Here is a 25,312-nt window from a genome sequence, read left to right as displayed (position 1 = left end):
CCCGTTCCTTTTTTTGTTGCTTTCAACGGGAATGACGCCAGGCGCCCGTGCATTCGCAGTTGACAAGCCGTTCACATTCGCGCCGAAAAAGGAGGAAACACTGCCGACAAATACGCAAAATTTCTGCTTAACGTAAAAATGTAAGCGTTTTTTTCGTTGGAAGTAACTTTGTGATTTATTTAGGCAAGTCCACTATGTTAAGATAAGAAATATAAAGTTTCATAAACTTTTCAAATTGTCGGCTGTTGGCTTTTTGCCATCATTCGCAAACGAATCAAACGCATGAGAAATGAGGGAGATCACATGCAACAGCAAAAATTGGCGAGGGGCCTGAAAAACAGGCACGTTCAGCTCATCGCGATCGGCGGGGCCATCGGGACAGGACTGTTCCTTGGTGCCGGGAAATCCATTCACCTTGCCGGCCCGTCCATCCTGTTTGCGTACTTGATAACGGGGGTTATTTGCTTCCTGATTATGCGCTCGCTCGGCGAACTTCTCCTTAGCAACCTGAACTATCATTCTTTTGTGGACTTTGTAAAAGACTACCTTGGCAACATGGCAGCGTTCATCACAGGCTGGACGTACTGGTTTTGCTGGATCTCGATTGCCATGGCAGACTTGACGGCTGTCGGACTGTATACGCAATACTGGTTCCCTGAAATTCCGCAATGGATGCCGGGACTGATTGCGCTCGTGGTTCTGCTCATCATGAACCTGGCAACAGTCAAGCTTTTCGGGGAAATGGAATTCTGGTTCGCGCTCATCAAAGTCATCGCGATTCTCGCTCTGATCTTCGTCGGAATCTTCATGATTATCAAAGGGTTCTCGACAAACGCCGGCGCATCCAGCTTCGCTAATATTTGGAGCCACGGCGGCATGTTCCCGAACGGCATCAACGGCTTTTTGCTTTCCTTCCAGATGGTCGTGTTCGCCTTTGTCGGAATTGAGCTTGTCGGGCTGACCGCCGGTGAGACGGCAGACCCTGAGCGCGTCATTCCAAAAGCGATCAACAACATCCCGATTCGCGTGCTGCTCTTCTACGTCGGCGCTCTCATCGTCATCATGAGCATCTACCCATGGAACGCCATCATCCCGACCGAGAGCCCATTTGTTCAAGTGTTTGCCGCGATCGGTATCGCAACAGCCGCAGGTATTGTCAACTTCGTCGTGCTGACCTCCGCTGCGTCGGCATGTAACAGCGCGATTTTCAGTACAAGCCGGATGCTCTACTCGCTCGGCAAGGAAAAAAATGCGCCTGAGTCCATGACAAAGCTCACCCAACGCAAGGTGCCTGCCAATGCCCTGTTCTTCTCGACGGTTGTCATTCTCATTGCCGTTGTCCTGAACTACGTCATGCCAGAAGGTGTCTTCACCCTGATTACGAGTGTCTCGACCGTTTGCTTCCTGTTCATCTGGGGCATTACCGTCATCTGCCACTTGAAGTACCGCAAGACAAGACCTGATCTGGCACAGGCAAGCAAGTTCAAGATGCCGCTGTTTCCGTTCGCCAATTACCTGATTCTCGCTTTTTTGGCGTTCATTCTCGTCGTGCTTGCGCTTGCCGAAGATACGCGTGTTGCCCTGTTCATCACTCCAGTCTGGTTCATCATGCTCGTCGTGATTTACAAGCTGCGCAAAGCCAAAGTCGAACAGGTCAAGGCAGTGGAAAACTAACAGGCGACCAAACCAAAAAACACATCCGGCTTCCGATGTGTTTCATGACAAGGACAAGCATCCCGCGACTGCATCAGGCGTTCGCGGGATGCTTTTTATTTGCTCGCTTCCGGCTCGTTCTCTACGCGAAGCTGCAGCTTCTTCATTTTTTGCACGAGCGCGCTTTGGCTGATTCCCAGCGCTTCTGCCGCCGCTCTGGTCGTCTGGTGCGTCCGGATGGCTTTGCCGATCATGTTCCGCTCCAGACGGGCAACCGCTTCGCGCAAGGACGTCGGCTCTGACTGGGGAAACACCTGCTGCAGAAAGCCCGGCAAATCACCGACGTCAATCGTGTCGTGAAAAGTCGTGACCACCAGCCGCTCTACGAGATTGGCCAGCTCCCTGATATTTCCCGGCCAACTGTAGTTGGTGAGCCACTCGAAGCATTCCAGTGTCATCGTCTTTTCTTCGTTGTATTTCTCGTTGAATTTTTCCAGATACCTCTCCAAAAGCGGGACGATCTCTTCCCTGCGCTCCCGCAGCGGAGGGACCTCGAAGGTGACGATGTTCAGCCGATAGTACAAATCCTCGCGGAACAGGCCCTCGCGCACGAGTGTAGCCAGATCGCGATGAGTAGCCGCAATGATCCGTACGTCCACATGGCGTACTTCGGTAGAGCCGACGCGCATGAATTTGTTTTCCTCTACCACCTTTAAAAGCTTCACCTGCAGCTCCAACGGCAAATCGCCGATCTCGTCCAAAAACAGCGTGCCGCGATGAGCGCTCTCCAGAATGCCGATTTTCCCCTGCCTGAGCGCTCCTGTAAACGATCCCGGCTCGTAGCCGAACAGTTCGGCCTCTACCAGATGTCCCGGAATCGCTGCACAATTCAGCTCCATGAAAATCTCGTTTGCGCGGTTGCTGCGTGCGTGGATGTACTTGGCGATCATGCTCTTGCCCACACCGGTCTCGCCTTGCAGCAAAATTTTCGCGTCTGTTTTGGCGACCTTGTCGGCCAGCCGGAACAGCGAGCGGGTAGCAGGGCCGAGCACAACATCCTCCAGCCCTATCTGGTCCGGGTGCGGCAGATCACTGTGCAGAAGCTTCTGGCTGTCCAGCTCGTGCTTCATGCGAATCAGTTCGGTAATATCCCGGACGCTACTGATGACGTACAAAACTTCGCCTGCGGGCGACATCACAGGGGTAGCCGAGACGATGATCTTGCGGCTGTTGCGGATCGTCTGGATCAGCGTCACCGGCCTTCGCGTGCGTATCGTTTCCAACGAGGCGGACACCGAAATCATGCCTTGCTTGATGAGATAGCCCATGTGCTTGCCGATGACCTCTTCCTCGCGAATGCCCGTAATGCGCTGATACGCCTGGTTGACAAACATCGTGATCCCCGCCCCGTCCGTAATATAGACGCCGTCGTACAGGGCATTGAAAACAATCTGGCAGACCGGGCTTTCAAAAAAAGAGCGAAGCTGCGCCTGCGAGCTGGCCTGCCTCTGGCGGTCCGGCAGGTTCACCTTGGGCACGAGGTACTCGGCAATCGGGCGGGTCAGCTCTCCGCGATGAATCGCGTGGGCGATTGCTTCCACCGTCAAATAGCCGAGAAACTCTCCCTCTTCGCTGTACACTTCCTGTACTTCATTTTGATCTGGCGAAAAAAACGCAACTGCTTCCTCAACCGTCATTGTCGGACGCAATGAATACATGGGCGATTCTCTCCTGAATGTTATGACCTGCTTAAATGAACGAAACGCTTTTTTTCTATTTTACACGCTCCGTCCCTGAATCAAAGATCCCTTCAATCGCGATGCCATTTTTACGTTTGAGCAGAAACATAAACGGAAAATAAGAAATAAGGCTAAAAAACAACGCCCCTAACGTGTATGCTGAAACTGTTCCCACGAGTCGAAGCAGACTGCCCAGGATACTTGTCGCTTCCGCTGTTCCGGTATGATCCACTGCACGCATCAAAAGCAGGACAACCAGTTGGAAAAGCCCGATCAGCAGGCCGAGAGAAAAGCCTGCTCCTACACAGAGCTTGATATAAGAAGAAATTTTCAAATATTTCACAGTCAACGACGTGTACATGCACGCAGCCCCTCCTTTGCCATCATCCAATATTTTACACAAAAATCCGAATGGAGTATCGTCTTTTCCCGATTCCATCCAAATAGCGAGGTCGTACATGAAAATTTTTCACGTCAGCCATGCCCGAAAATTGACCATCCTCATTCTGTTAATCATCGTCGTCGCCTTCTCTCTGTCCAGCTACATCGTGCGCTCTCAAACCAATCGGATCATGATAAACGAGATCGAGACGAAGCTGACATTACAAAGCCAGGCGCTTGCGGAACGAATGAACGCTTTTTTCTCCCAGAAAAGCTTTCTCCTCAAGCAAATGAGCACCAACCCGGCAGTTCGTCGCTACCTGCAAACCGTGCAAACGCGGGACGATGCGTTTTCCAATCCTGATTACCCGGATCTTGTAGCCGCATTGTCCGGCGTTCAGAAGCTGGATCAAAGTCTGCAACTTGTCTGGGTTTCCAGTCAAGCGGGCAACTTCATGCTTGGCAACGCAAACGAGTTTACGAGTGAGGACCTATCCATCCAGCAACGGCCTTGGTACCATGACGCCATTCGCTCGGACGGAGTGGTTTTTTCTGAGCCGTACGAAGATTTCCTGACCAAAAAAATGGTCACCAGCGGCACCATGAAGCTGAAAGAGAACGGAAAGCTGTTGGGCTTCGTCGCCATTGATATTTTACTCGATGACATCCCGCAGATGCTCGGCAGCTATCCCATTGGCAAATCCGGCTATGCCATTCTGCTCTCCAGGGACGGGACGATCATGTATCACCCCGATTCCGAGCTTGTCAGTCGGCAAAAGCTGACCGAGTTTTCTGGAGACATGGGACAAATCGCCCAGAACATGATCGCTGGTCGAAAAGGGCTGCAGCTCGCCTCCATCGACGGCAGCAGCTACTACATCGGCTATGCGCCTGTCGCATCTACAGGCTGGTCCATCGCGGCCGTTTTGCCCACGAGTGAAGCTCTCGACCAGTTGAACTCCGTGCAGCGGCTGTCCAGCGTGATTACCGGGCTGTCGATTTGTATTCTGGTCGGTCTGCTCGCCCATCTGCTGCACATCATGCTCAAAGAGCAGCAACGCATCCAGGCGGAGTTGTTGACTGCAAAGGAAGAAGCGGAAGAAGCGAGCAAGGCCAAAACCGATTTTCTGGCACGGATGAGCCACGAAATCCGTACTCCGCTAAACGGAATCATCGGCCTGTCACAGCTGATGCAAAAAACCGTCATGACCGTGATGCAAAAAGATTACCTGGACAAAATTCTTTCTTCCTCCCAGGTTCTGCTGCGGCTCATCAACGAGATTCTCGACTTTTCCAAGATCGAAGCCGGCAAGCTGGTGCTGGAAAAAGCCAGCTTTGACCTCGACGACTTTGTCCGGCGGCTCTCGCACATGCTGAGCATTTACCTTGGGAGGAAGCAAATCGAGATCATCGTCGAAATGCCGCCGAAATTGCTGCCCAAGCTGATCGGGGACCAGCATCGGCTGGAGCAGATTTTGCTCAATTTGTGCCACAACGCGATCAAGTTTACGGAGCACGGACACGTCGCCTTGCGCATCTCGCTCGTGCAGGAAAACGAAAAGAGCCTGAAGTTGCACTTTGCTGTGGAAGATACGGGCATTGGCATGACAGCGGAGCAGTTGAGCAAGCTGTTTGAGCCGTTTACCCAAGCGGACGGCACGACGAGCAGAAAATACGGCGGTACTGGACTGGGCCTCGTCATCTCGCGCAGTCTCGTGGAAATGATGGGCGGGACCCTCGAAGTTACGAGCGCGATTGGCTCGGGAAGCCGCTTCGCTTTTACCCTTTCGTTCGAGCATGCGCCATGGCAGGACAGCGAAAGCCCCGGCTCCCTGCTTCCGGCAGGCTACGCAAACCAGCGCGTCCTGATCGTGGAGGATCATGACCAAATGCGCAGCAGTCTGGCGGAGATGCTGTCCGGCTTGCACTTTGTCCCAATCTGCACAGCCTCGTGGAAAGAGGCGTTTGCGCTGCTGGAGCAGGCTGACGAATCCGCTCCGATTCGCTTTGTTTTCGTCGACATGGAGGCGGAAGACATGTACGGAGTCGAGTCGCTCTGGCGCCTGCACACGCTCGCCAAAGCCTGCAACGCGGCGACCATCGCCATGACGACCGAGTACGGACGCGACGAGCTTGCCTCACTGGAAGAAGCTGTCCAGCCCGACGCCGTGCTCATCAAGCCGATTACGCGCATGGATGTGGCGCGTGCCCTGCGGGGAGCGCAGGAGCACAAGGACATGCACAGCGCCCACATCCCGGCTTCCGCGCAGAACGCTCCTGCCGAGAACGTCCTGTTTCCCGGGCATCGCGGCAAAATCATGCTGGCGGAAGACAACGAGATCAACCGGCTGGTCTCTATTGACTTTCTGCGTCGGGAAGGCTATGCCGTTACGGTCGCCAAAAACGGGCGGGAAGTGCTGGAGCTTCTTCCTACGAAAAAATGGGATCTGATTCTGATGGACGTCCACATGCCGGAGGTGGACGGCTGTGAAGCGACGCAGCGCATTCGACAGCACAAGCAATACGCGAGCCTGCCGATCATCGCCATGACGGCGAGCGTCATCCAGGCTGAGCACGACAATTGCTACCGCTCGGGCATGAACGGCGTCATCACCAAGCCGATTCATCTGGGCGAGATGAAGGAAACGTTAAAGCAGCTCATCCCTGTGCCTTGTCTGGATGTGTCTCTCGCACTAGATCGTCTGGACGGAAAAATACCGATCTACACGCAAATTCTCCGGACGTTTACCCGCGAGTATGCAGATTTTTTCCAGCGGCTGCAAAAGACGCTCCGCGAGGGCAATACACAGGAAGCGCAGCGCATGGTCCACACCTTAAGCGGCGTGGCGGGCAATTTGTCAGCCCAACGATTGCTGCTCGTATCAAGAAAGGTGGAGGACCTGCTTTCTCAGGGGGCAAGCCTAAGCGATTGTGAAGAATGTATGAGCGAGCTGGAATGGCAGTTGAACGAAGTGTTAGCACTGACCAGCGAATGGCTGGAAACTCTAGCATTATCCTAATAAGTTTTTCGCATTTTTCGTGAAAGCAGGTCCATTTTCCCCGTTTTTTTGCTAAAATATGAGAAAAGTATTAGGAAAATATGAATCATATACTAGCTCTTTCCCATCTTTATGTATAACTTTCTCGCAGAAAGAGTGAAGAATCTGATGTACAAACTATTAATAATCGAAGACGATCAGATTATGGGCGAAATGCTGGCCATGTATTTAACCGAGGAAGGCTATTCTGTGAAAATAGCAGATCATGGACAAAAAGGTCTGGAACTGGCGAAGTCTTTTTCTCCGGATGTCTTCCTTGTGGACATGATTTTGCCGGATATGAACGGTACCCGGTTGTGCAGCGAACTGCGCAGTTTTTCGTTCGCGCCTATCCTGATCGTCTCGATGAAAACAGACGTATCAGATCGTGTAGAAGCCTTGCAAGCAGGAGCGGACGATTACATTTGCAAGCCCTTTTCACTCAGAGAAATTTCAGCAAAAATTGGAGCCATGATTCGCCGAACTCACCAATACCAGCAGCCCACCTCGATAGAAAATACAGAGCAGACTGATACGACAATCCCTTGCTCGGAAAACACCTTTCTGATTGACCTGGAGCGCAGGGCGATCTACGTCAACCAGTTTCACGTCGAGACGACGTTTTCCGAATTTGAGATCATGCGCCTGTTCATTACAAACGAAGGCAAGGTGTTCAGTCGAGAGGAACTGCTCTATGAGCTTCGCGGGTTCGATTCCTTTGTCACAGACCGGGCGATTGACGTCCATATCGCCAACCTGCGCAAAAAAATCGAGGACAATCCGAAAGAGCCGAAATACATTCGAACCGTCTGGGGTGTCGGGTATAAATTCATTTCCGGAAACTAGCAGACAAACAGCATCATCTCGCATGGGATGGTGCTGTTTTTTTGAGATTATTTCACACTCTCCTAATACCTAGCCAGAAACTTATCTAATATTTCAGGTGCATAATCAATCCCAGAAGGCATGGACTGTATATGGAGGGTAAAAAATGGAGTATACATCGCTCGCAACAGACGAGGACATGGAGCACAAGCTGAGACTGGCCAATGATTTGCAGGAGGCGTTGCGACAGCAGCAGCTTTCCTTGCACTACCAGCCCCTATTTGAGACCGTCTCCGGCAACGTGCGCGGCTTCGAGGCATTGCTCAGATGGCATCATCCGATCTACGGACCGATTTCCCCCGGAGAATTTATCCCGCTCGCCGAGGAAACAGGCCTGATTTATTCCATCGGAGACTGGGTAATCCAGACTGCTTGTGAACAGAACAAGCACATTCAGGAAAAGTACATGCCCAATTCCGTCATGTCTGTCAATTTGTCGGGCCTGCAATTGCAAGACTCCCTTTTTTTCGATCGCGTGTGCCGCATATTGCGTAAAACCGCGCTCTCTCCCCAATCGCTGGAGCTGGAGCTGACGGAACGGGACCGCATCTCGCTCAAGGACAGACGGATCGACTCCCTGAAAAAATTTGCCCACCACGGCATCAAAATTGTTCTGGATGATTTCGGGACGGAATACTCCACGCTTGAATACATCACGACACTCCCCCTCTCCACGATCAAAATCGACCGCTCGTTTGTGTCACACATCAACAATCATTTCGAAGGGACCGTGCTCGTCGAATGGATCATTTCTCTGGCGCGAAAGCTGGGGTTCACGGTCGTCGCAGAAGGCATCGAAACGTACGAGCAACTCCATACCTTGCAAAAATGGAAGTGCGATTTTGTCCAAGGCTATTTGCTGAGCAAGCCACTGCATGAACAGGAGCTGCCGCTGTTTTTTCGCAAGTTAAAATGGAAGCAGGAAAACATATTTTAGCATCCCGGTTGCCAGACTTCGTCTGCCCAGGAATCTCCCCCCTTATTCAACCAGCTTCAGCACACGACACAGGTCGTACAGCGCATGGACGCCGCTCATTTGCCAGCAATTGACCTGATGCAAATAATGCAAGGTTTCCATGGCAATTTTTCGCGCCTCCTGCACATCTTCTTCCTTCATCTCGGCAATGGCGTTTTTCAGCTCTACGACGGAGAGCGAGTACACCTGCGCACGCAACGTTCGCAGCAGCATGATTTTGTGAATGTGCGAACGGTTGAACAGCCGATAGCCGTTTTTCGGATCGCGCACGGTCGTAATCAGCCCGGTTTTTTCCCAATGGCGAATCGTAGAGCTGGGAAGTCCTGTCACGCTGGCGGCATCCTTGATCGTCAGCCACTTCCCGGCCACGCCATGTTCCGCTTGTTTCCCTGCTGCTTCTTCGAGCATTTGCACATTGCGCTCTGCCAGCTTTTTGTCCTGCTGCAATTGTGCTTGCACCTCATTCACCCGCCAAAACGCCGCATCGAGCTGTCCGGCCTGTACGTGCCGCAGCACTTCGGCGGTCACTTCCATCCCGAACCCCGGCGACATCGCCTTAATACAGGCAAAATAGGCCGCATGCACGTCCGTATACAGACGATAGCCGCTTTCAGACCGCTCCGCCGGAGGAACGAGTCCTTGCGCTTCGTAGTTTCGCAGGGCGCTTGTGCTCAGTTTCAGCTTTCTGGCTATGTCAATCGGCCGCATCTGTCAGCGACTCCCCTCTGCTATTTCCTTTTCCCAAGATTAAAGCATACTTATAAAGTTTTTGCGAGAGACTGCATGTTTTTCAGAAGCAAATTCATTCTAACATTGGAATTAGCGCCAATGTTGTAAGCTTAGAAAGGATAGAGCAACTACCCTTTTGCTCAAAGTTGAAGGAGGAGATTCGCTGCATGTTTGAAACGGAGTTCGATCGTCAAGTTGCTACCCTCGTGGCAAAAGGCTATCCTGACATGCTCAATCTGACAGAGACAGACTTCCGGAAGTACGTGGAGCCGCTAAAGGAAAAGGCTGCCGCTCTTGCAACGGGCGGGCGGGAAGCGACAGAAGGCTACGCCCCGTTTGTTCTCGTCGTGAAAAGCGAATGGGTCGACTGCGGCCGCGCCATTCAGCTCGTTGAACGGCAACAAAAGGCGGGCTTTAGCGTCATGGATGACGAAGATTTGCGCCGCTTCCAGCCGATTGCCGGCATCGAACTGCCTGCCGGAATGGTCTATCTGCTGTTCGACATTGATACAGGGCGACAGACGCTCAATGTTACGCCGAACGACGCCCTGCCCCGGCTGCTGGAGCAAGGACGCTCGCCGCTGACCGTGGAGGAAGGGATTGCCCTGATTACCCATTTTCCCGACCTGCTGCGAAAAAACAACGGCTTTTCGCTGCTCGGCTCCCGCTGTGGCGATCGCCGCGTAACCGCCCTGTGGATCAGCCAGGGCAAGCCGAAGCTCGGCTGGTGCTGGGCGGGCAATCCGCATACGTGGCTTGGCTCTGCCTCCTGCCAGGGACGCATCGGGATCGGCTAGGCACGCAAATGAAAAGGGATGCTGCTTGTGCATCCCTTTTCGTGCGTGCTTTCCGCGCATGATCTGTTGCTCGCTTGCGCGGTTACACCATAATTTTGCAAATGTCGTTTGTAAACTGGACCGGGTCTTCAATCGGCAAGCCTTCGATCAGCAATGCCTGATTGTAGAGCAGGGCGGTGTACAGGTTTACTTTTTCCTTGTCCTCGGCAAAAGCAGTCTTGAGCGACTGGAACACGTTGTGGTTGACGTTGATTTCCAGCACCTTCTGCGCTTTGACGCCCTGGCTGTTCGGCATGGCGTTCAGCACTTTTTCCATCTCAATGGTGACATCGCCTTCGCTGGACAGGCAAACCGGATGGGATTTCAGCCGCTTGGACGCTTTTACGCTGGTGACTTTTCCTTCGAGCAGGCTTTTCATGTACGCGAACAGTTCCTGGTTCTCCGCGTTTTCTGCGTCTGCCGACTTGTCCGAATCGTCCGCTTCGATACCCAAATCCGCACTGGAGACGGAACGGAACTCTTTTTCTTTGTAGGTGCGCATCATTTTGATCGCAAACTCGTCAATGTCTTCCGTGAAGTACAAAATTTCGTAGCCTTTGTCGGCAACAAGCTCGGTCTGCGGCAGCTTTTCGATGCGCTCGTTGGATTCTCCGGTTGCGTAGTAAATGTATTTTTGGTCATCCGGCATTCTCTCCACGTACTCGGCGAGCGTCACCAGCTTTTTCTCCTTCGAGGAGTAGAACATCAACAGGTCTTGCAGCGTCTCCTTATGCGTGCCGAAGTCGCTGTACACACCGTACTTGAGCTGGCGGCCAAACGCCTGATAAAACTTCTCGTACTTCTCCCGCTCGTTCTTTTGCATGCTTTGCAGTTGGCCCTTGATTTTGCTGGCGATGTTTTTTGCGATCAGCTTCAACTGGCGGTCGTGCTGCAGCATCTCGCGGGAAATGTTGAGGGACAGGCTCTCCGAATCGACCATCCCTTTGACGAAGCTGAAGTAGTCTGGCAGCAGGTCTGCGCATTTGTTCATGATGAGGACACCATTGGCATACAGCTCCAGCCCTTTTTCGTACTCTTTGGTGTAGTAGTCAAACGGAATGCTCTCCGGGATGTACAAAATCGCCTGATAGACGACGGCTCCGTCTGCGCTGACGTGGATGTGCGAAAGCGGCTTGTCAAAGCCGTAGTGCTTGCTTGCGTAAAACTGCTCGTAATCTTCATCCGTCAGCTCGCTTTTGTTTTTGCGCCAGATCGGTACCATGCTGTTGATGACCTGTTCTTCGCGCACTTCCTCAAATTCTTTGTCGCTACCCTCTTTTGGCTTGTGGGTGGTGACGTCCATTTTGATCGGGTAGCGGATGAAGTCCGAGTATTTTTTGATGATCGCTCTTAAGCGATACTCTTCCAGAAACTCATCGTAGCGCTCTTCTTCGGTGTTTTCCTTGATTTTGAGAATGATCGTGGTACCGACCGTCTCTTTGTCATACGGCTCGATGGTATAGCCGTCTGCGCCGCTGGACTGCCATTTGTAGCCTTGCTCTGCCCCGAGAGCCTTGCTGATAACGGTCACGACATCGGCGACCATGAAAGCGGAGTAGAAGCCCACCCCGAATTGCCCGATGATGTTGTAGCCATCCTGCGCTTCGATTTCTTTTTTGAAGGCGAGCGAGCCGCTTTTCGCGATCACGCCCAGATTGGTTTCCAGCTCTTCGGCGGTCATACCGATCCCTGTATCGGTAATCGTCAGCTCGCGGGCATCTTTGTCGATGGTAATTTTAATGAAGTAATTGTCTTTATCGAAAACGAGCTGAGGATCGGTCAGCGATTTGTAGTAGATTTTATCAATCGCGTCGCTCGCATTGGAAATCAGCTCACGCAGAAAAATTTCTTTTTGCGTGTAAATGGAATGGATCATCATTTCCAACAGTCGCGTGGATTCTGCCTGGAACTGCTTTTTTTCCATCGAACATTCTCCCTTCTTGTTTTGCACGGTCCACTTGTTAGCACTCTAGCAAGGTGAGTGCTATCCACTATTTTTTATAGCAGTCCTAGATTTTTCTGTCAATATAACGTCCTTGTTTTTCCAGATTCAACCGAATGTTGGAAGCTTTTTTTCGATAAAACAAGATTTGTTGCAGGCGCTCCAGCTCTTTTGTGCCGTACAGCCGATAACCCGCTTCGCTGATCTCGCACGGCGCAAGCAAGCCGATCTTGTGGTAATGGTGCAACGTTTTGATCGTCACCCCGGAAAGCTCCGATACTTCCTTGAGCGTGTACAGCACGTGTCAGCCCTCCTTTCCCCTTTAGTGTAAAGACTCCCCCAAGCGGAGAGTCCAGCGTTTTTGCAAAAAAAATCCCTCGCTGGCATGGGCGAGGGTTGAAAAAGATGGTTAACAGTGTATGAAACTCAGTGTGTCCTGCTTTTCTACTTTTATACCTTTTTTGCCAATGACGCCAAGGTCGGGTTGTGCCGCGCCCTGCTGCGGTTTTAGCGCGGGAATGCGTCCGTGCCGTCTGCAAACAGCCATTTCAGCGCATTCATGAAGCGAGCCGCGAAGAAAAAGGAATCGTGCGTCCCGAGCGGGTCTGTCTCGAATTTCAGCTGTTCCTGTGGAAAGCCTTTGGCGAGCAGGATGCGGTGCGCTTCTTTTGTTCGCGCGACCATCCCCGACTGAATCGTCTGTTTGTAGATGCCTTCCAGCTCTCCCACGTACATGTAGAGGCGGTGCTTCTCAGCAGGCAAAGGCGTCTCCTGCATGTAGGCGATGAAGCCTTCGTACCAGAACGAAGCGGAAATCCAGGCGCTTTTGCCAAACGTCTCCGGGCGGTTGAAGTACGCGTAGGCACTGACCAGTCCGCCGAGCGAGCAGCCGGCAATCGCGGTGTTTTCCCGCTCCGGCATGGTCAAATAGTGGCGGTCGATGTACGGTTTGATCTCGTCTGCAAGTAGTTGCACATAGCGGCCCGCTCCGCCGCCAAATGACGAACTGCCCGTCACAAGCGCCCCTGCAGGCCACGGCGTGTAATCGTGATTGCGGTCGTGCGGCTTGACCCCGACGAGAATCAGCTCGGGAAGCTGCTTGCTGTTGAACAAATGCTGGAGGTAATTGAACGCATCCATGGCGACGTTGCCTGCGTCCTGCAAGTAGATGACGGGATAGCGTTTGTTTTCTTCTTGATAACTGCTTGGCAAATGGATGGACAGTTCAAAGCCCGCCACAAATTCTGTAATGAATCTCATGCTTGGCCTCTTTTCCTCGGGTTTGATGAAGTCTCTCAAAAATTATAAGGAGAGTTTGCACGAGGAGCCATGCACAAAATCCAGATTTGCCGATGAAGCTTTTCCTTCTGTGTCTTTTCCCGGAATTCTCGTCACGAAAGAGAAACGAACACGTTCATGGGCACTCGGCAGCTGCCTTTACGCAAAGCAGGTCGCCACTGTTAACGTTTTCGGATAACGTTTTCGCCTCGAAGCCGCCCGCTACACTGCGCCGCCGCCCTCCTGCGTATGCTGCACGATTGCGCCGATAATCACATCCCAGTCGCCTTGCGGAAGCTCATGTCCGGTTCCTTCCAGCGTCACCAGCGCGGCGCCGGGAATCGTCCGCGCCAGCGCGACACCGTGCGGATACGGAATGATCGGGTCTTCTGTGCCGTGAATGACCAGGGCAGGGACCGCGATTTCTGCCGTCCGGGCCAGGTACGGTTCGCTGCCGGGAATCAGCGCGTGATTGTTGATGTTTGCCATCTTGCGGCTGCGTTTTACTTCCGCTGTCGCCAGCTCACGCATCCGCTGCTCGTCAACCGGGTACCGGGAGCCTGCGAGCACTTTCCACTTCGCGACGGAAAAGTCGATCACAGCCTGCTCATCTTCCCAATCGATGTCTCCTGCACTGGTGAAAAATTGCACGATCTTTTCTTCCATCGGCGGCAAATCCGGGGCGAAATTGGACGTTGCCAGCAAGCTGATCGTCCGCACTCTTTCCGGATGCCGCAAAGCGATGATCTGCGTGATGATCCCGTCCATCGATATGCCGACGATGTGCGCCCGCTCGATGTCGTAGGCATCGAGTATGTGAATGGCGTCGTCTGCCATGTCCTCAAACGTATAGCCCGGATTGCCCAGCTCAAAAATGGTAGAGCGGCCGACATCTCGATTGTCGTAGCGAATGACGAAGCGGCCCGCGTCCGCCAGTCGCTGGCAAAATGGTTCTTCCCACCAGACGAGCGACGCCTGCGCCCCCATAATCAATAAAACAGCCGGATCGGCCGGATTGCCGAAGCTTTCCGTGCAAAACTCCACGCCATTTCGATTCACCATGCGTTCTTTCATTTGTTTCTCCTCCTTCATGCTGTCTTTTCATCAACAGCCGGACTTTTGCCAGGCCGTTTGCGCGACGGGCAGTCTTAGGCTGCTCGCGTGTTTCCGCACCTGCGTCAAGCTATGGGTGCAACCTTCGTTGCTCTTGTACGGATAAAAAAACACAGGCTGGCTGCCTGTGCTGGTGTAATCGAAAAAGCAAAGAGAATGAACCGCGCCAAACACTGCAAACTTGCTGCGTGAAAAGCACGCCGCTTATAAAAGCAGAGCCGCTTTTGCAACGCGCGGAATCGTGATAAGAACCGTTCCGTTCGCTTCCTTCTCTTCTTTTGTTTTTTCAGGGCAAGCGGGGGCGTCGCTTGACAAACTCCCCACCTGTCCTGCAAACCGGTTACCTTGCAGGCAAACCATTCTTCGATTACCGTCCGCACACGACCTAGCCTTTTTCGTGCTATTTCCAATCATTGTGCTAAAAATGAAACCGAAAAATTAGTTTGCCACACGTAATCCTCCGTTCCTCTCAATTTCGTCCATCCTACCACGAGCCGCTATCAACTGTAAATGAATGGATAATCATCCAGCACGCGCGCCCGTTTTCACTCATGGCACTCAGATAGCGGCTGGGCCGTAATTTTCCACCCGCTCGTCCTGCGCTGTAGCTCCCACAGCCGGGCGTACAGCCCGCCTTTTTCCAACAGCTCCTGGTGCCTGCCCTGCTCCACAACCTTGCCTTTTTCCAGCACGATGATGTTGTCTGCGGTCACAACGGTTTTCAGCCGATGGGCGATCATGATGACCGTCCGGCCTCTGACCAGCCGCCCGATCGCTTGCTGCATGTCGGCTTCATTTTCCGGGTCGAGCGAGGAAGTCGCTTCGTCCAGGAGCAGCACCGGAGCGTTTTTCAAAATCGCCCTCGCGATGGAAATGCGCTGCTTTTCGCCGCCGGACAAAGTGGAGCCGCCCTCGCCGACCATCGTGTCGTAGCCGTTCGGCAGCTTCATGATGAAGTCGTGGCAACGCGCTTCTTTGGCTGCGGCCTCAATCTCTTCCTGTGTCGCATCCTCCCGCCCGTAGCGAATATTGTTGCGAATCGTATCCTGGAACAAGTACACATCCTGGAATACCATCGAAATTTTTTGCATGAGCTTTTCCGGGTCGATCTCGCGTTCATCTTTTCCACCGAACAGCACCCGTCCTCCGACCGGATCGTAAAAACGTGCGATCAGCCGCAGCAACGTGCTTTTTCCGCTGCCGGACGGCCCGACGATCGCGGTCAGCGTGCCTTTTTTCATCTCGACAGACACGCCGTCCAGTACGAGCGTATCATCGTGATAGCCAAAGCTGACCTCCTCGAAGCGGATGTCGTGTTCCTCCGGCGCTTCCTGTTCGCCTTGCATGCTCGGCTGGGCCAGCAGATTGACGATGCGCTCCCCCGCCATCGCATCGTACTTGAACGCGGGCAGGCGCATGATTGCCACAGACAGCGGATCGAAAATACGCGCCCCGACCAGCACAAACATCGCAAACAGCGGAACGGTCAACTCGCCGCCGAGTACAAGATAAACGCCAACTATCGTCAACAGCGAGACGCCCATTTGCATAAATGCCATGGCGACGAGAAAAAACGGGCCGAGCACGCCCTCCAGCCTGATGCTCTCCTGCATGTAGCGGTAAAACGACTGTTTCAGCCTTTGAAAGTTGTCGATGCGCAAATTGTACGCCTTGATGACCTTCATGCCGTACAAATATTCCTGCAGACAGTTTGCGAGGGCGACTTTGGCCCGGGAATGACTCGTGCCAAGCCTGCGCTCCAGTCGGGAGACGCCCCACAAAATGAGGATCGTGACCGGAAATCCGGCCAGCATCGCCACAGCCATGCGCCAGTCCCAGAACAACAGGCCGAAAAACGCAAGAAACGGAATCAGCACACCGCTCACTAACTGCGGCAAAATCGACGTACCAGCATTTTCAATCTGGGTAAAATCGTTCATGATCGCGTGGCCCAGTTCGCCTGCGTCCTTGCGCATGAGAAAACCAAGCGGCAGCTTGCGCAAGTGCTCGGCCAGATTCGTCCGGCCCTCGGCAGACGCTTCGTACGCTCCGCGATAGATTGCGCGATACGCTTTGCGCTCACAGTAGAACACGACGAGCAGAAATACAGCCATGCCGCCCCACGCCAGCCATAAGCTTTGCGTATCGAGGGTGGCCTGCTCTTTGGCATAGTAGGCGTATATCAGGCTTACCGCCCAGGCCAGGCAAGCAAACGGCAGCATGTTGGCGAGATTCGCAAGTACAGCCCAGAAGATCGGCTTCCCCATTTTCCTGGGGTTGCCGGCTGTAATGTCATACAGCAGCTTGCGCATCAGCCGTGCACCTCCTTTTCCTGCCTGAGATCAATCGTCCAGTCGGCCGAATTCGTATAGGCGGCCCACATGTTTTTGTACAGTCCGCCGCGCGCGAGCAGTTCGCGATGCGTACCCCTGTCCTTGATTTTGCCGTCTTTCAGTACGATGATCTGATCGGCGTCGCAAATCGTCGTCAGCCGATGGGCGATCATCAGCACGGTCTTGCCGCGAACCAACTCTCCCAAGGCGAGCTGCATCTCGTATTCGTTTTCCGGGTCGGCGTACGCCGTCGCCTCGTCGAGAATCAATATCGGCGCGTTTTTCAAAATCGCGCGAGCAATCGACACTCGCTGCTGCTCCCCGCCCGACAGGTGCACGCCGCCTTCGCCGATCAGCGTGTCGTAGCCATTGGGCAAGCGCTCAATGAATCCGTGACATTGCGCCGCCCTTGCCGCAGCGTACACTTCCTCTCTCGTCGCGCTCGGACGCCCGGATAAAATATTGTTGTAGAGCGTATCCGTAAACAAAAAGCTGTCCTGAAAGACGAAGGACATCGCGTCCATCAGCTCCGTCGTCTTCATCTTGCGGATGTCTACACCGCCAATGGTAATCGCCCCTTTTTGCACATCCCAAAAGCGGGGAATCAGTTGCGCAATGGTCGATTTGCCCGAGCCTGACGGGCCGACGAGCGCCGTAATTTTGCCTTGCGGCGCCACAAAGCTGATTCCCTGGAGCACCTCCTTGCCGCCCTCGCCCTCGTAGGAAAAGGAAACGTCACGAAACATGATGTCATAGCCCGTTGGCTTCGCCCCTTGCTCCGGCTCGGGGATCGCCTTTTCTTGCAGCATCTCGTCAATACGATTGACCCCCTCCGCAATCGTCGTCATTGCCGAGGCGAAATTGTTCAACTTGAAAATCGGCGTAGCGATACCTGGGGCGAGTACGAGAAACAGCATCAGCGTTGCGGCAAAAGCGACGTGATCCGGGTCCTGGCTGATGAAAAACAGGCCGACCGGAAAGAAAAACGTCGCCAGCGAGACCATAACCACCTTGAAAGACACGTAGCCCCGCTCGAAGTTGTCCGTGTAGCGCAGGCTAAAATCGCGGTAGTGCAGGATGTCCTGGTAAAACTTGCGGAACGAATGCACCGTCTGACCGAAAATTTTAATGGCAGGCATCCCGCGCACATATTGAACCGAGGACGAACTGATTGCCTCCAGCGCGTCAAAATACTCCTTGAGTCCGGCCTTCGCTTTTTTGCCGGCCATCATCGAGTATTGGGCAAAGAAGCCGAGCACCATCGGGATGATGCAGGCCAGAGCGAGCCACATATCAAGCGAAAACATCGCGACCACGATGACAACAAGCATCACCGCCGTATTAATCAGGTCAGGCAGCTGGTGGGCGATGAACAGCTCGATTCGCTCCACGTCCAGCTCCACGACTTTTTTGATCCTGCCTGTGGCATTTTTGCTGAAATAGCCGAGTGGCAGTGAACCGATGTGGTCCGCAAGCCGCACGCGGATGCCGTACAAAATGCGAAAGGCGGCAATGTGCGAGCACATCCCGCCGACGTACATAAACAAATAGCCGAGCAGAAGCCCTGCCACGCCCCAAACCGCCCACTCAATGACATAGCCCGCATCAACGGCCGAAATATCGGCGGCGTGCCGCAAAAGCTCAGCCAGAACATAGTAAATCGACAAGTACGGGACAAGCAGCAAAAAAACGCTTACGGTAGACAAAACTGCCGAAAAGACCATCAGCGTCTTTTTTTCGCCAGCCAGCTCCAGCAATCGCGCCATTCCTGTTTTTGCCTTAGGTTTCAACCGTTCTCACTCCTTGTTCTGTGAAAATCGTCTCCACATCGTGTACCGCTTTCAATTCCACAATCTGATCGCTGGCCAGCGCGGACAAAATCTGGTCGTGTGTAATGATGACGACCGTTTTGCCTGCCTGGGCGAGCTTTCTCACCCATACTGCCACCTTGAGCACACCATCCCCATCCAGCCCGCTCGTCGGTTCGTCGAGAATGATCCACTCTGCATCCGAGCAGTAGGCGGCCGCCATCGTGACCCGCTGTTTTTCTCCCCCCGACAAGGACGCCGGATGCCTGTCGCGCAAATGCTCGATGCCAAACGCCTCCATCGCCGCATAGGCGCGCTGGCGCAGCTTTTCGTCCACCCGTCTGCCCAGCACAATCTCGTTGCCCACGCTGTCGGCGTAGAGCTGATAATCGGCGTCCTGCATGACCAGGTAGCTCACAGCGCGCCTTTTGCTCGCGGAATAGCGTGTGGAGCCGTAGTGGACCGTGCCCTTTTGTTCGCGCAGCAGCCCGCATAAAATTTTGCTGAGAGTCGACTTTCCGGCCCCGTTTTCACCTGTTAGCGCTGTAACCGTTCCTTTTGGCAGCGTAATGTCGATCTCCGAGACTCCGTCGCCTTTTCTGCGGTAAAAATACGAAAGCCCTCGCGCTTCCAGTGCGATTTCGCACGGTTGAGTCTTACTTGCCTGCTCCTCCGCGGTGCTTGCACGAGCCATGTCCGGGTGCCGCAGTCCGTATGGCCGCACCGCTTCCAGCGGCAATTGGGCGAATTCATCTCTCGTCCACGTCTGCGCGATTTTGCCGTTTTCCATGCACACATACCGATCTGCAACAGGCAAAAACGGCGTCAACCGATGCTCGCAAATGAGCAGTGTCGTGCCGTTTTGCTTGAGCCTGTGCATAATCTCGATCAGATTTCGCGTTGAGGACTGGTCCAGATTGGCCGTAGGCTCGTCTAGCAACAAAAGCGGCGGGTTCAGGACCGATGCAGCCGCAATCGCTACGCGCTGCTTCTGGCCGCTGGACAGCCTGTGCAGCGAACGATCGAGCAGATGGTACACACCAAGCTGCTTCGCTACTTTGTCGATCCGCTCCCTGATTTCTTGCGGGTCCATCCCGATGTTTTCCGCAGAAAAAGCCAGCTCGTCGCGGACGTTTTCCATAAAGAACTGGCTTCGGGGGTCTTGAAACACGACGCCCATCAGCCGCGTTCTCTCCTGCGGCAAAAGCTCCGAGGGACTTTTCCCGCCGACTCTGACCGTGCCGCTGAGCTTGCCTGCGTAAAAGCCGGGGGCAAGACCGTTGACAAGCCGCATCATCGTGCTTTTGCCGCTGCCCGAACGCCCGCACAGCACGACACACTGTCCGGCTTTTACCGACAGGTTGATCTGGTTGACCCCCGTGTCGCTGCCAAGCGTGCCGTCTTCACTCTCATAATGGAAGGTGACATCTTTCAGCTCGATCATGCTATCATCCCTCCCGCTCCGTAAATTGCTGCCGCCGCTACGATGTAGATGACCAGCGCCACTGCGTCCGCTGTCCGGAAATGAAACGCATGGATCGACGTCCGCGCGCAGTCGCTCTCGATCCCGCGCAGTTCAGCCGACGAAGCGAGTTCTGCGGAGAGCTTCAGACAGCGCACGACCAGCGGCATGAAAAAGCATTCGTAAGCCATGGCCGGATGAAGCAGCGCGCTGTACCAGTGCGGAAAAATCCCCCTCGCCCGAATGCCGTCGCGAATCGCCTTCATCTCCAGGAGCACCACCGGGAAAAAGCGGATCAGAATGCAAATCATCACGGTAATCGGCCGCGGGACTGACATCCGCTCCAGAACGCACATGATGCTGCCTGGGGGCGAGTACATCAGCGTCGCCCCGATCATGACCAGCGGCATCATTCTGGCAAACGAATAAAAGACAAGCTTCATCGTCCCGAGCGTCTCTGGCATGGCAAAGGAAACAGCCAGAGACAGCACATAGACGAGAAGAAAGGGAAGCACTTTTCTGGACAGCCGATTTAAGACCAAGTACACTACACTTAAAGCAAGCATCATATGTACCTGCAGGTCGTCCTTGATGAGTATGGTCAGGATGCTCGCCAGAAGGAGCACCAGCAGGTGTGTCTTTGGACCTGGCTGTCTCATGCCAGCTTGGCCTTTTTCACATGCTTTTTGAACAGCATGTTTCCGATCATGACACCGACAAGTCCGCCCGCTGCCGAGATCAGGCACATCGTGATCGCCATGCTCGGAGTCCCGTAGTAGTACAGCATTTCATCCAGAGCCACTTTGGAGTAGCTTTTGGACAGAATCGCAATGTACTCGTCGCGGAAGAACATGAGCGGAACCATCCCGCACATCGAGTAGCCGACATAGAACAGCGCATAGGCGATGGCACTGCGCAAAGTGCTTTTATAGCCTTCCTGCCCCCACAAAACCAGCTCGCAAATGATGCCCATAACGCCGAGCACCAGCAGGAAATACGCGTATCCGTAAGCAACAAAATACAGGCCCGTAATGATAGAGGATAAGAACAGTACGCCCCGTTTGTTGATTTTGTTCGCCATGACCACATAGAGCGGGCCGTTGAGCAGAGCGGTAATCCCGCCGACAATCAGGTAAGAGGCGAAGGTAAACATCGGGCAAAACGTAATGATGATGAGCATGACCACATTGAAGATGGCAAGTGTGATGAAGTCCCGCAACGTCCATCTGTTTTGCAGGGGTGAGAGTTGAGCTTCCATGATCGTTCCTCCTTATGTCCAATGGGAAACATGTTGAGAACTGCAAATGAGATTAATTTTCATTCGCAGTGACATGCTTTCATTTTATTTTTATCCAACCGGGAGGGTCAATGAGTTGGACGCAGGTGCGTCTTTTCGTGGCATGTTTTCGTCCGATCACGGTATTGGGAGGTGAAAGCAGATGAAGGATCTTGTGAGAGAACTGCATGTGCCTTGCTTGATGCAATGCGGTTTTTTCCGGGATGACAGCAAGACGCCCTACAGTCAGGCAGGTACGTGCTTTTCCGTCTCGCCCGACAAAGGCTCCGGGCATTACTGGACGTATTCCAGAGAAAACCTGTTTGCCATCTCGATTCTCGATTTCGTCTTCTATGAAGATTTGTTCCTGGAATTCCAGCAGCCGAAATATTTGAGCCTGAACTACTACGATTCCGTCTCGGGCGAAGAACTGCACCCGTACAAGCGCTTGTCCTCGGGGTGCATCCGGGTGCATTTTGGCTGCAACAATGTGTATCGGGCGCGCTACCATAAAAATATCCCGATCCGCTCGACGGGGATCGAGATTACACCGGAATACTACGAGGATTATTTGAAAGCAAAGTACCCGGACGAGTATACGGACCCGCGCTCGTCTTTTCTCAGCGTGGACGGACTGACGAATTTTCCCGAGCTCGTCTTCTTGTTCCGGCAGATCAGACAGTTTCGCGGCACCGGCATCGCAGCCAGGCTGTACTACGAGGGCAAGGTTGCAGAGGCTGTCTCGCTCATCGTCGAAAAAGCCCGGCAGCAAAAAAAGACCTATCCGAGCAAATACGTATCTAAGGCGGATTTGGACAGTCTGCAAGCTGTGACTGCCTATATCGACGACCACTTTGCCGAGGAAATCCACCTGGAGACCCTGGCCCGGATTGCCTGCATGGGGACGACCAAGCTCAAAGGCACGTTCAAGCTCGTCTACAAATGCACGATTACCGAATATATTCAGAACAAGCGGATGAGCCGGGCGGAGCAGTTGCTCAGCAGCACGGACATGCCGATCAACCAGATCGCGCAGCTTGTCGGCTATCACAACCCCAGTCGGTTCTCCGAGCTGTTTCGCAAAATTACCGGGATGCTGCCGAACGAATACCGGAGATACAGCCATACGCTCTTGTAAGCCAGCGTTTTGGGATACTCCATGCCGACAGGGACAAAAAAGCTGTAGCCGCTCACACGTCGACTACAGCTTTTTTTGTTTAATTCAGGCGCTGAATGTCGTAGCCTTTTTCTTTCAACTGGTCGAGAACCATGCCTTCGAGCGCATAATGGGCAGAGCCAATCACGATAAAAGAAGTGTGCTCTCCTTCCTGCTCCAGAAGCTGGACCAGCTTGCTTGCCATGTTGCGGTCCCGTTCTCCTAGCAGGCGCTGGTTCACTTCGCCGGCCCCGAACTGACCGTAGGCTGTCAAGGTGTTGGTCAGCCCTTCCAGATCGCCTTCCACCCAGTCGCGCTGCATGTCTCGCAAAATTTTTCCCTGGTCCGCCAGCGGTTGTTCGCCGGAGAGGATGCTGTCCAGCATCGTGTTCAGTTCTTTTTCCTGCTGCTCAGCTGGTACGTTGGAAAGCAAGTCCGTTTGCAGCTTGATGCCTTCCAGTTCATGGATTGGCTTGTCTATCAGCATCGCTTTGGTCAGGAAGTAGCTGTCAATGCCCGTAATCAGACTAACCTCCCTGTCTTCGGCTGAATCGGAGACGTAGCCGAATGTCGGCAGCGACAGCGTAACGGCAAACGGCTTCATCGTATCAAAGGAATTCTCCGGCAGCCCCAGGCTTGCCAGCACCTTTTGCAGCTTGCTGTACGTCTCGGCAGATACGTGGTCCTTCAATGACGTTCCGTCGCTGTACATCATTTTTTCAGTCATGTAGTCCATGTCGCCGCCAACGATGTCCGCCTCGACCCACAGGTCGTCCGATGCCTCGAAGGCGTCGCGGATGCTTTTTTTCAGCGGGTACATGTCCGTAGTCCCGATGTGAACGGAGCCGAGCAAGTACAGCGTGTTTTTGCCGTTCGTCACCTTCCACATCAGACCTGCAGCACCACTGCCCGCTGTATCGTAGGCAAACTCGACAACCCGGCTTGCGAGCACCACAGCCTGTTCAACCGTCGCGGGCTGCTGCAGGGCCAGACCTGCACCCGTTCCTTGCACCAAACCTTTTTTCTGCAAGTAGGTCAAAGGGTCTTGTCCCGTCAGTTCAAATGCGGCAGGCAGCTCGTACTGGGCCAAAAGCTTGTACAAAGTGGTCATGACCGTTTCACGGGTAATGACTTTCTCTTGAGGAATCGACACAGCCGCTGCTTTTTTTTGCAAGCCAAGCGAGTCGAGCTTTTTTTCCGTCGCCTTCATCAACTCGGCAAACCGATCAGCAGAGATCGGCTGCAAAAACGCTTCGTCCTGGTACCATTTCAACGGGAAAATCCCGTATTTCTCGCCTTCGTTCAAGGTCGACACAGCCCATGGGCTGACGCTTGGAGTGGACAGAGGCGTATTGGCATAAACCGGATAGACTTGTCCCAACAAAATGGACAAGCTCAACACTCCTGCTCCGGCCCAACGGAAAAACTTGCTCCATCGCTTCTTTTTGTTCATCAAAAGGACTCCTCTCATGCTGCCAAGCAGACTCGCTCGTTATTTTCTACCAATGGTAGATTATACCACAACGAAAAATGGCAAGTAACCAAATGTTAGATTCGGTTGACTTCATTTGCGTAATCCTTTCCCTTTTGCCTAGCGATTGCGGTTTCGGTAAAGCAAGTAGATGAAAAAAGGGGCGCCTACGCCCGCTGTAAAGACACCTGCCGGAATGTCGAGCGGTTGAAAAGGGTCCCGCTTCCTTATCCGCCTTGCAATGCGCATAAAAAAACACAGCCTTTGCAATAGCTGTGCGGTGGAGCCAAAACTTATTTGCTCTCGACAAACGTAATTTTGTTCATCAGCCGGCGAATTGCTTTTGGCAGCAAGTAAGCGGCGGGAAACGCCAGCGAAAAAGCCATCGGCCATGCCTTGAGCCAGCGTTCAAGCAACATGGAGTTGAAGCCGAAATTAATCAGCATCATGAAGAACGACAAAATACAGGACATGCCCAATGCCATCAAAAATGTAAAGAGAATGGCTTCGTATTTTTTCGGGATTTTCACACACAACACCTCGTTGAAATTTCTTGTTCTGCACAATGATTGCCCAGCTAATTATCGTAGCTTAAAGCAAAATAACGAAGCCGTCAACGCTGCAAGTGTCGAAATGGACAAGAAAAAACCTTTGCTGTGTCGCAAAGGCTTTTCCATAGCACTGCGCTTGTCATTCTCTCATTCGGCTGGCGACAGCTTCCGCCAAATCTGTCGTCAATTGCGGGACATGTGACTTCAGGATCGAGTTCACCATAGGGGCCTTCAAACCTTTTGCCGTAATGTCGAGAAACCCGGTCATTTTCGTGCGCGCTTCCCCCAACGCCTCGGCCTGGAAGTAGCCTTCTCCCGAAAAATTCTCGTTGATTCCGGTCAGGGTAAACTTCACTTCCGTCGGCTCGTTCCACTCGGTAATGTCCACCTGCAGGTTGATTTCTTTTTTCATAATCCCGATGTCTCCGGTAAACGTCCAGGTCACGCGCCGCTCATCGATCACTTCGTGGCTGATGTAGCCTGGCACGAGAGGAACCCAGTTCTCCAGTACGCTGACAAATTTCCAGACCGTCCCGATCGGCAGCGGCAGCTCAATATCGTGGATGCCTTGAGGCATGGTTGCTCATTCCTTTCCCCTGGTTGTTTCGGATGTCTCGTAATATGTATGGCTTTTGGGGGCAGGATATTTCGGGAAAATGTGTCGTTGTTTTTACACAAGCTGCTT

20 protein-coding genes and 1 pseudogene are annotated in these 25,312 nt (G+C 53.3%); 6 read left to right on the top strand and 15 right to left on the bottom strand.

Annotation, left to right across the window (positions count from 1 at the left end; genetic code table 11):
- Positions 1–303 precede the first annotated feature (303 nt).
- Positions 304–1,674, top strand: a complete 1,371-nt coding sequence (locus AAFJ72_RS06120) for an amino acid permease (RefSeq protein WP_432776434.1) — start codon at positions 304–306, stop codon at positions 1,672–1,674.
- 95 nt (positions 1,675–1,769) lie between these two features.
- Here the strand turns inward: AAFJ72_RS06120 and AAFJ72_RS06115 are convergent, their stop codons facing one another.
- Both AAFJ72_RS06115 and AAFJ72_RS06110 read right to left on the bottom strand, forming a co-directional pair.
- Positions 1,770–3,371 carry a sigma-54 interaction domain-containing protein gene (locus tag AAFJ72_RS06115; RefSeq protein WP_432776433.1) on the bottom strand — a complete coding sequence of 534 codons (1,602 nt, stop codon included), beginning with the start codon at positions 3,369–3,371 and terminating at the stop codon, positions 1,770–1,772.
- A gap of 55 nt (positions 3,372–3,426) precedes the next feature.
- The gene (locus AAFJ72_RS06110; RefSeq protein ID WP_432776432.1) at positions 3,427–3,753 is read right to left on the bottom strand and encodes a hypothetical protein; all 327 of its coding nucleotides are present in this window, start codon (positions 3,751–3,753) and stop codon (positions 3,427–3,429) included.
- A 97-nt stretch (positions 3,754–3,850) separates the two neighbouring features.
- Between AAFJ72_RS06110 and AAFJ72_RS06105 the strand changes: the two genes are divergently transcribed.
- From AAFJ72_RS06105 to AAFJ72_RS06095, 3 genes are all read left to right on the top strand, one after another.
- Positions 3,851–6,793 carry a response regulator gene (locus AAFJ72_RS06105; RefSeq protein ID WP_432776431.1) on the top strand — a complete coding sequence of 981 codons (2,943 nt, stop codon included), beginning with the start codon at positions 3,851–3,853 and terminating at the stop codon, positions 6,791–6,793.
- Between the two features lie 147 nt (positions 6,794–6,940).
- On the top strand, positions 6,941–7,657 hold the full coding sequence (locus tag AAFJ72_RS06100; RefSeq protein ID WP_122904985.1) for a response regulator transcription factor: 717 nt from the start codon (positions 6,941–6,943) through the stop codon (positions 7,655–7,657).
- A gap of 145 nt (positions 7,658–7,802) precedes the next feature.
- The gene (locus AAFJ72_RS06095; RefSeq protein ID WP_432776430.1) at positions 7,803–8,633 is read left to right on the top strand and encodes a putative bifunctional diguanylate cyclase/phosphodiesterase; all 831 of its coding nucleotides are present in this window, start codon (positions 7,803–7,805) and stop codon (positions 8,631–8,633) included.
- 42 nt (positions 8,634–8,675) lie between these two features.
- On the opposite strand, the gene AAFJ72_RS06090 is transcribed toward AAFJ72_RS06095, so the two are convergent.
- The gene (locus AAFJ72_RS06090) at positions 8,676–9,380 is read right to left on the bottom strand and encodes a MerR family DNA-binding transcriptional regulator (protein ID WP_432776429.1); all 705 of its coding nucleotides are present in this window, start codon (positions 9,378–9,380) and stop codon (positions 8,676–8,678) included.
- A gap of 188 nt (positions 9,381–9,568) precedes the next feature.
- On the opposite strand from AAFJ72_RS06090, the gene AAFJ72_RS06085 reads away from it, so the two are divergent.
- Positions 9,569–10,198, top strand: coding sequence for a DUF5701 family protein (locus AAFJ72_RS06085; protein ID WP_432776428.1), 630 nt, complete (start codon positions 9,569–9,571; stop codon positions 10,196–10,198).
- 82 nt (positions 10,199–10,280) lie between these two features.
- Here the strand turns inward: AAFJ72_RS06085 and htpG are convergent, their stop codons facing one another.
- The 9 genes and pseudogenes from htpG to AAFJ72_RS06040 all read right to left on the bottom strand — a co-directional run bounded on the left by htpG (position 10,281) and on the right by AAFJ72_RS06040 (position 21,431).
- The gene (gene htpG, locus AAFJ72_RS06080; RefSeq protein WP_432776427.1) at positions 10,281–12,161 is read right to left on the bottom strand and encodes a molecular chaperone HtpG; all 1,881 of its coding nucleotides are present in this window, start codon (positions 12,159–12,161) and stop codon (positions 10,281–10,283) included.
- Between the two features lie 148 nt (positions 12,162–12,309).
- Positions 12,310–12,480: pseudogene (locus tag AAFJ72_RS06075) on the bottom strand (MerR family transcriptional regulator); the annotation flags it as partial.
- A gap of 206 nt (positions 12,481–12,686) precedes the next feature.
- Positions 12,687–13,439, bottom strand: coding sequence for an alpha/beta hydrolase (locus AAFJ72_RS06070; RefSeq protein WP_432776426.1), 753 nt, complete (start codon positions 13,437–13,439; stop codon positions 12,687–12,689).
- A 240-nt stretch (positions 13,440–13,679) separates the two neighbouring features.
- The gene (locus AAFJ72_RS06065) at positions 13,680–14,531 is read right to left on the bottom strand and encodes an alpha/beta fold hydrolase (protein WP_432776425.1); all 852 of its coding nucleotides are present in this window, start codon (positions 14,529–14,531) and stop codon (positions 13,680–13,682) included.
- 584 nt (positions 14,532–15,115) lie between these two features.
- Positions 15,116–16,882, bottom strand: coding sequence for an ABC transporter ATP-binding protein (locus AAFJ72_RS06060; RefSeq protein WP_432776424.1), 1,767 nt, complete (start codon positions 16,880–16,882; stop codon positions 15,116–15,118).
- Complete coding sequence (locus tag AAFJ72_RS06055; RefSeq protein ID WP_122904837.1) at positions 16,882–18,693, bottom strand: ABC transporter ATP-binding protein; 1,812 nt, start codon at positions 18,691–18,693, stop codon at positions 16,882–16,884. The genes AAFJ72_RS06060 and AAFJ72_RS06055 overlap by 1 nt, the downstream gene beginning before the upstream one ends.
- Positions 18,683–20,155, bottom strand: a complete 1,473-nt coding sequence (locus AAFJ72_RS06050; RefSeq protein ID WP_122904836.1) for an ABC transporter ATP-binding protein — start codon at positions 20,153–20,155, stop codon at positions 18,683–18,685. The genes AAFJ72_RS06055 and AAFJ72_RS06050 overlap by 11 nt, the downstream gene beginning before the upstream one ends.
- Entirely contained in the window at positions 20,152–20,832 is a 681-nt protein-coding gene (locus AAFJ72_RS06045; protein WP_122904835.1) for an energy-coupling factor transporter transmembrane component T, read from the bottom strand. Before AAFJ72_RS06045 ends, AAFJ72_RS06050 begins: the two co-directional genes overlap by 4 nt.
- Positions 20,829–21,431 carry an MptD family putative ECF transporter S component gene (locus AAFJ72_RS06040; protein ID WP_122904834.1) on the bottom strand — a complete coding sequence of 201 codons (603 nt, stop codon included), beginning with the start codon at positions 21,429–21,431 and terminating at the stop codon, positions 20,829–20,831. The genes AAFJ72_RS06045 and AAFJ72_RS06040 overlap by 4 nt, the downstream gene beginning before the upstream one ends.
- Positions 21,432–21,612: 181 nt before the next feature.
- Between AAFJ72_RS06040 and AAFJ72_RS06035 the strand changes: the two genes are divergently transcribed.
- Positions 21,613–22,587 carry a helix-turn-helix domain-containing protein gene (locus AAFJ72_RS06035; protein ID WP_122904833.1) on the top strand — a complete coding sequence of 325 codons (975 nt, stop codon included), beginning with the start codon at positions 21,613–21,615 and terminating at the stop codon, positions 22,585–22,587.
- A 79-nt stretch (positions 22,588–22,666) separates the two neighbouring features.
- Here the strand turns inward: AAFJ72_RS06035 and AAFJ72_RS06030 are convergent, their stop codons facing one another.
- The 3 genes from AAFJ72_RS06030 to AAFJ72_RS06020 all read right to left on the bottom strand — a co-directional run bounded on the left by AAFJ72_RS06030 (position 22,667) and on the right by AAFJ72_RS06020 (position 25,204).
- On the bottom strand, positions 22,667–24,058 hold the full coding sequence (locus AAFJ72_RS06030; RefSeq protein ID WP_122904832.1) for a TraB/GumN family protein: 1,392 nt from the start codon (positions 24,056–24,058) through the stop codon (positions 22,667–22,669).
- A gap of 311 nt (positions 24,059–24,369) precedes the next feature.
- Complete coding sequence (locus AAFJ72_RS06025; protein WP_122904831.1) at positions 24,370–24,606, bottom strand: DUF2798 domain-containing protein; 237 nt, start codon at positions 24,604–24,606, stop codon at positions 24,370–24,372.
- A gap of 160 nt (positions 24,607–24,766) precedes the next feature.
- Positions 24,767–25,204, bottom strand: coding sequence for a CoxG family protein (locus tag AAFJ72_RS06020; protein WP_122904830.1), 438 nt, complete (start codon positions 25,202–25,204; stop codon positions 24,767–24,769).
- Between the last annotated feature and the right edge of the window lie 108 nt (positions 25,205–25,312).

It is taken from the genome of Brevibacillus gelatini (assembly GCF_050920745.1).
GTDB lineage: Bacteria > Bacillota > Bacilli > Brevibacillales > Brevibacillaceae > Brevibacillus > Brevibacillus gelatini.
Note: the sequence above shows the minus strand (reverse complement) of the source record. Positions and strands in the feature narration are given on the sequence as shown.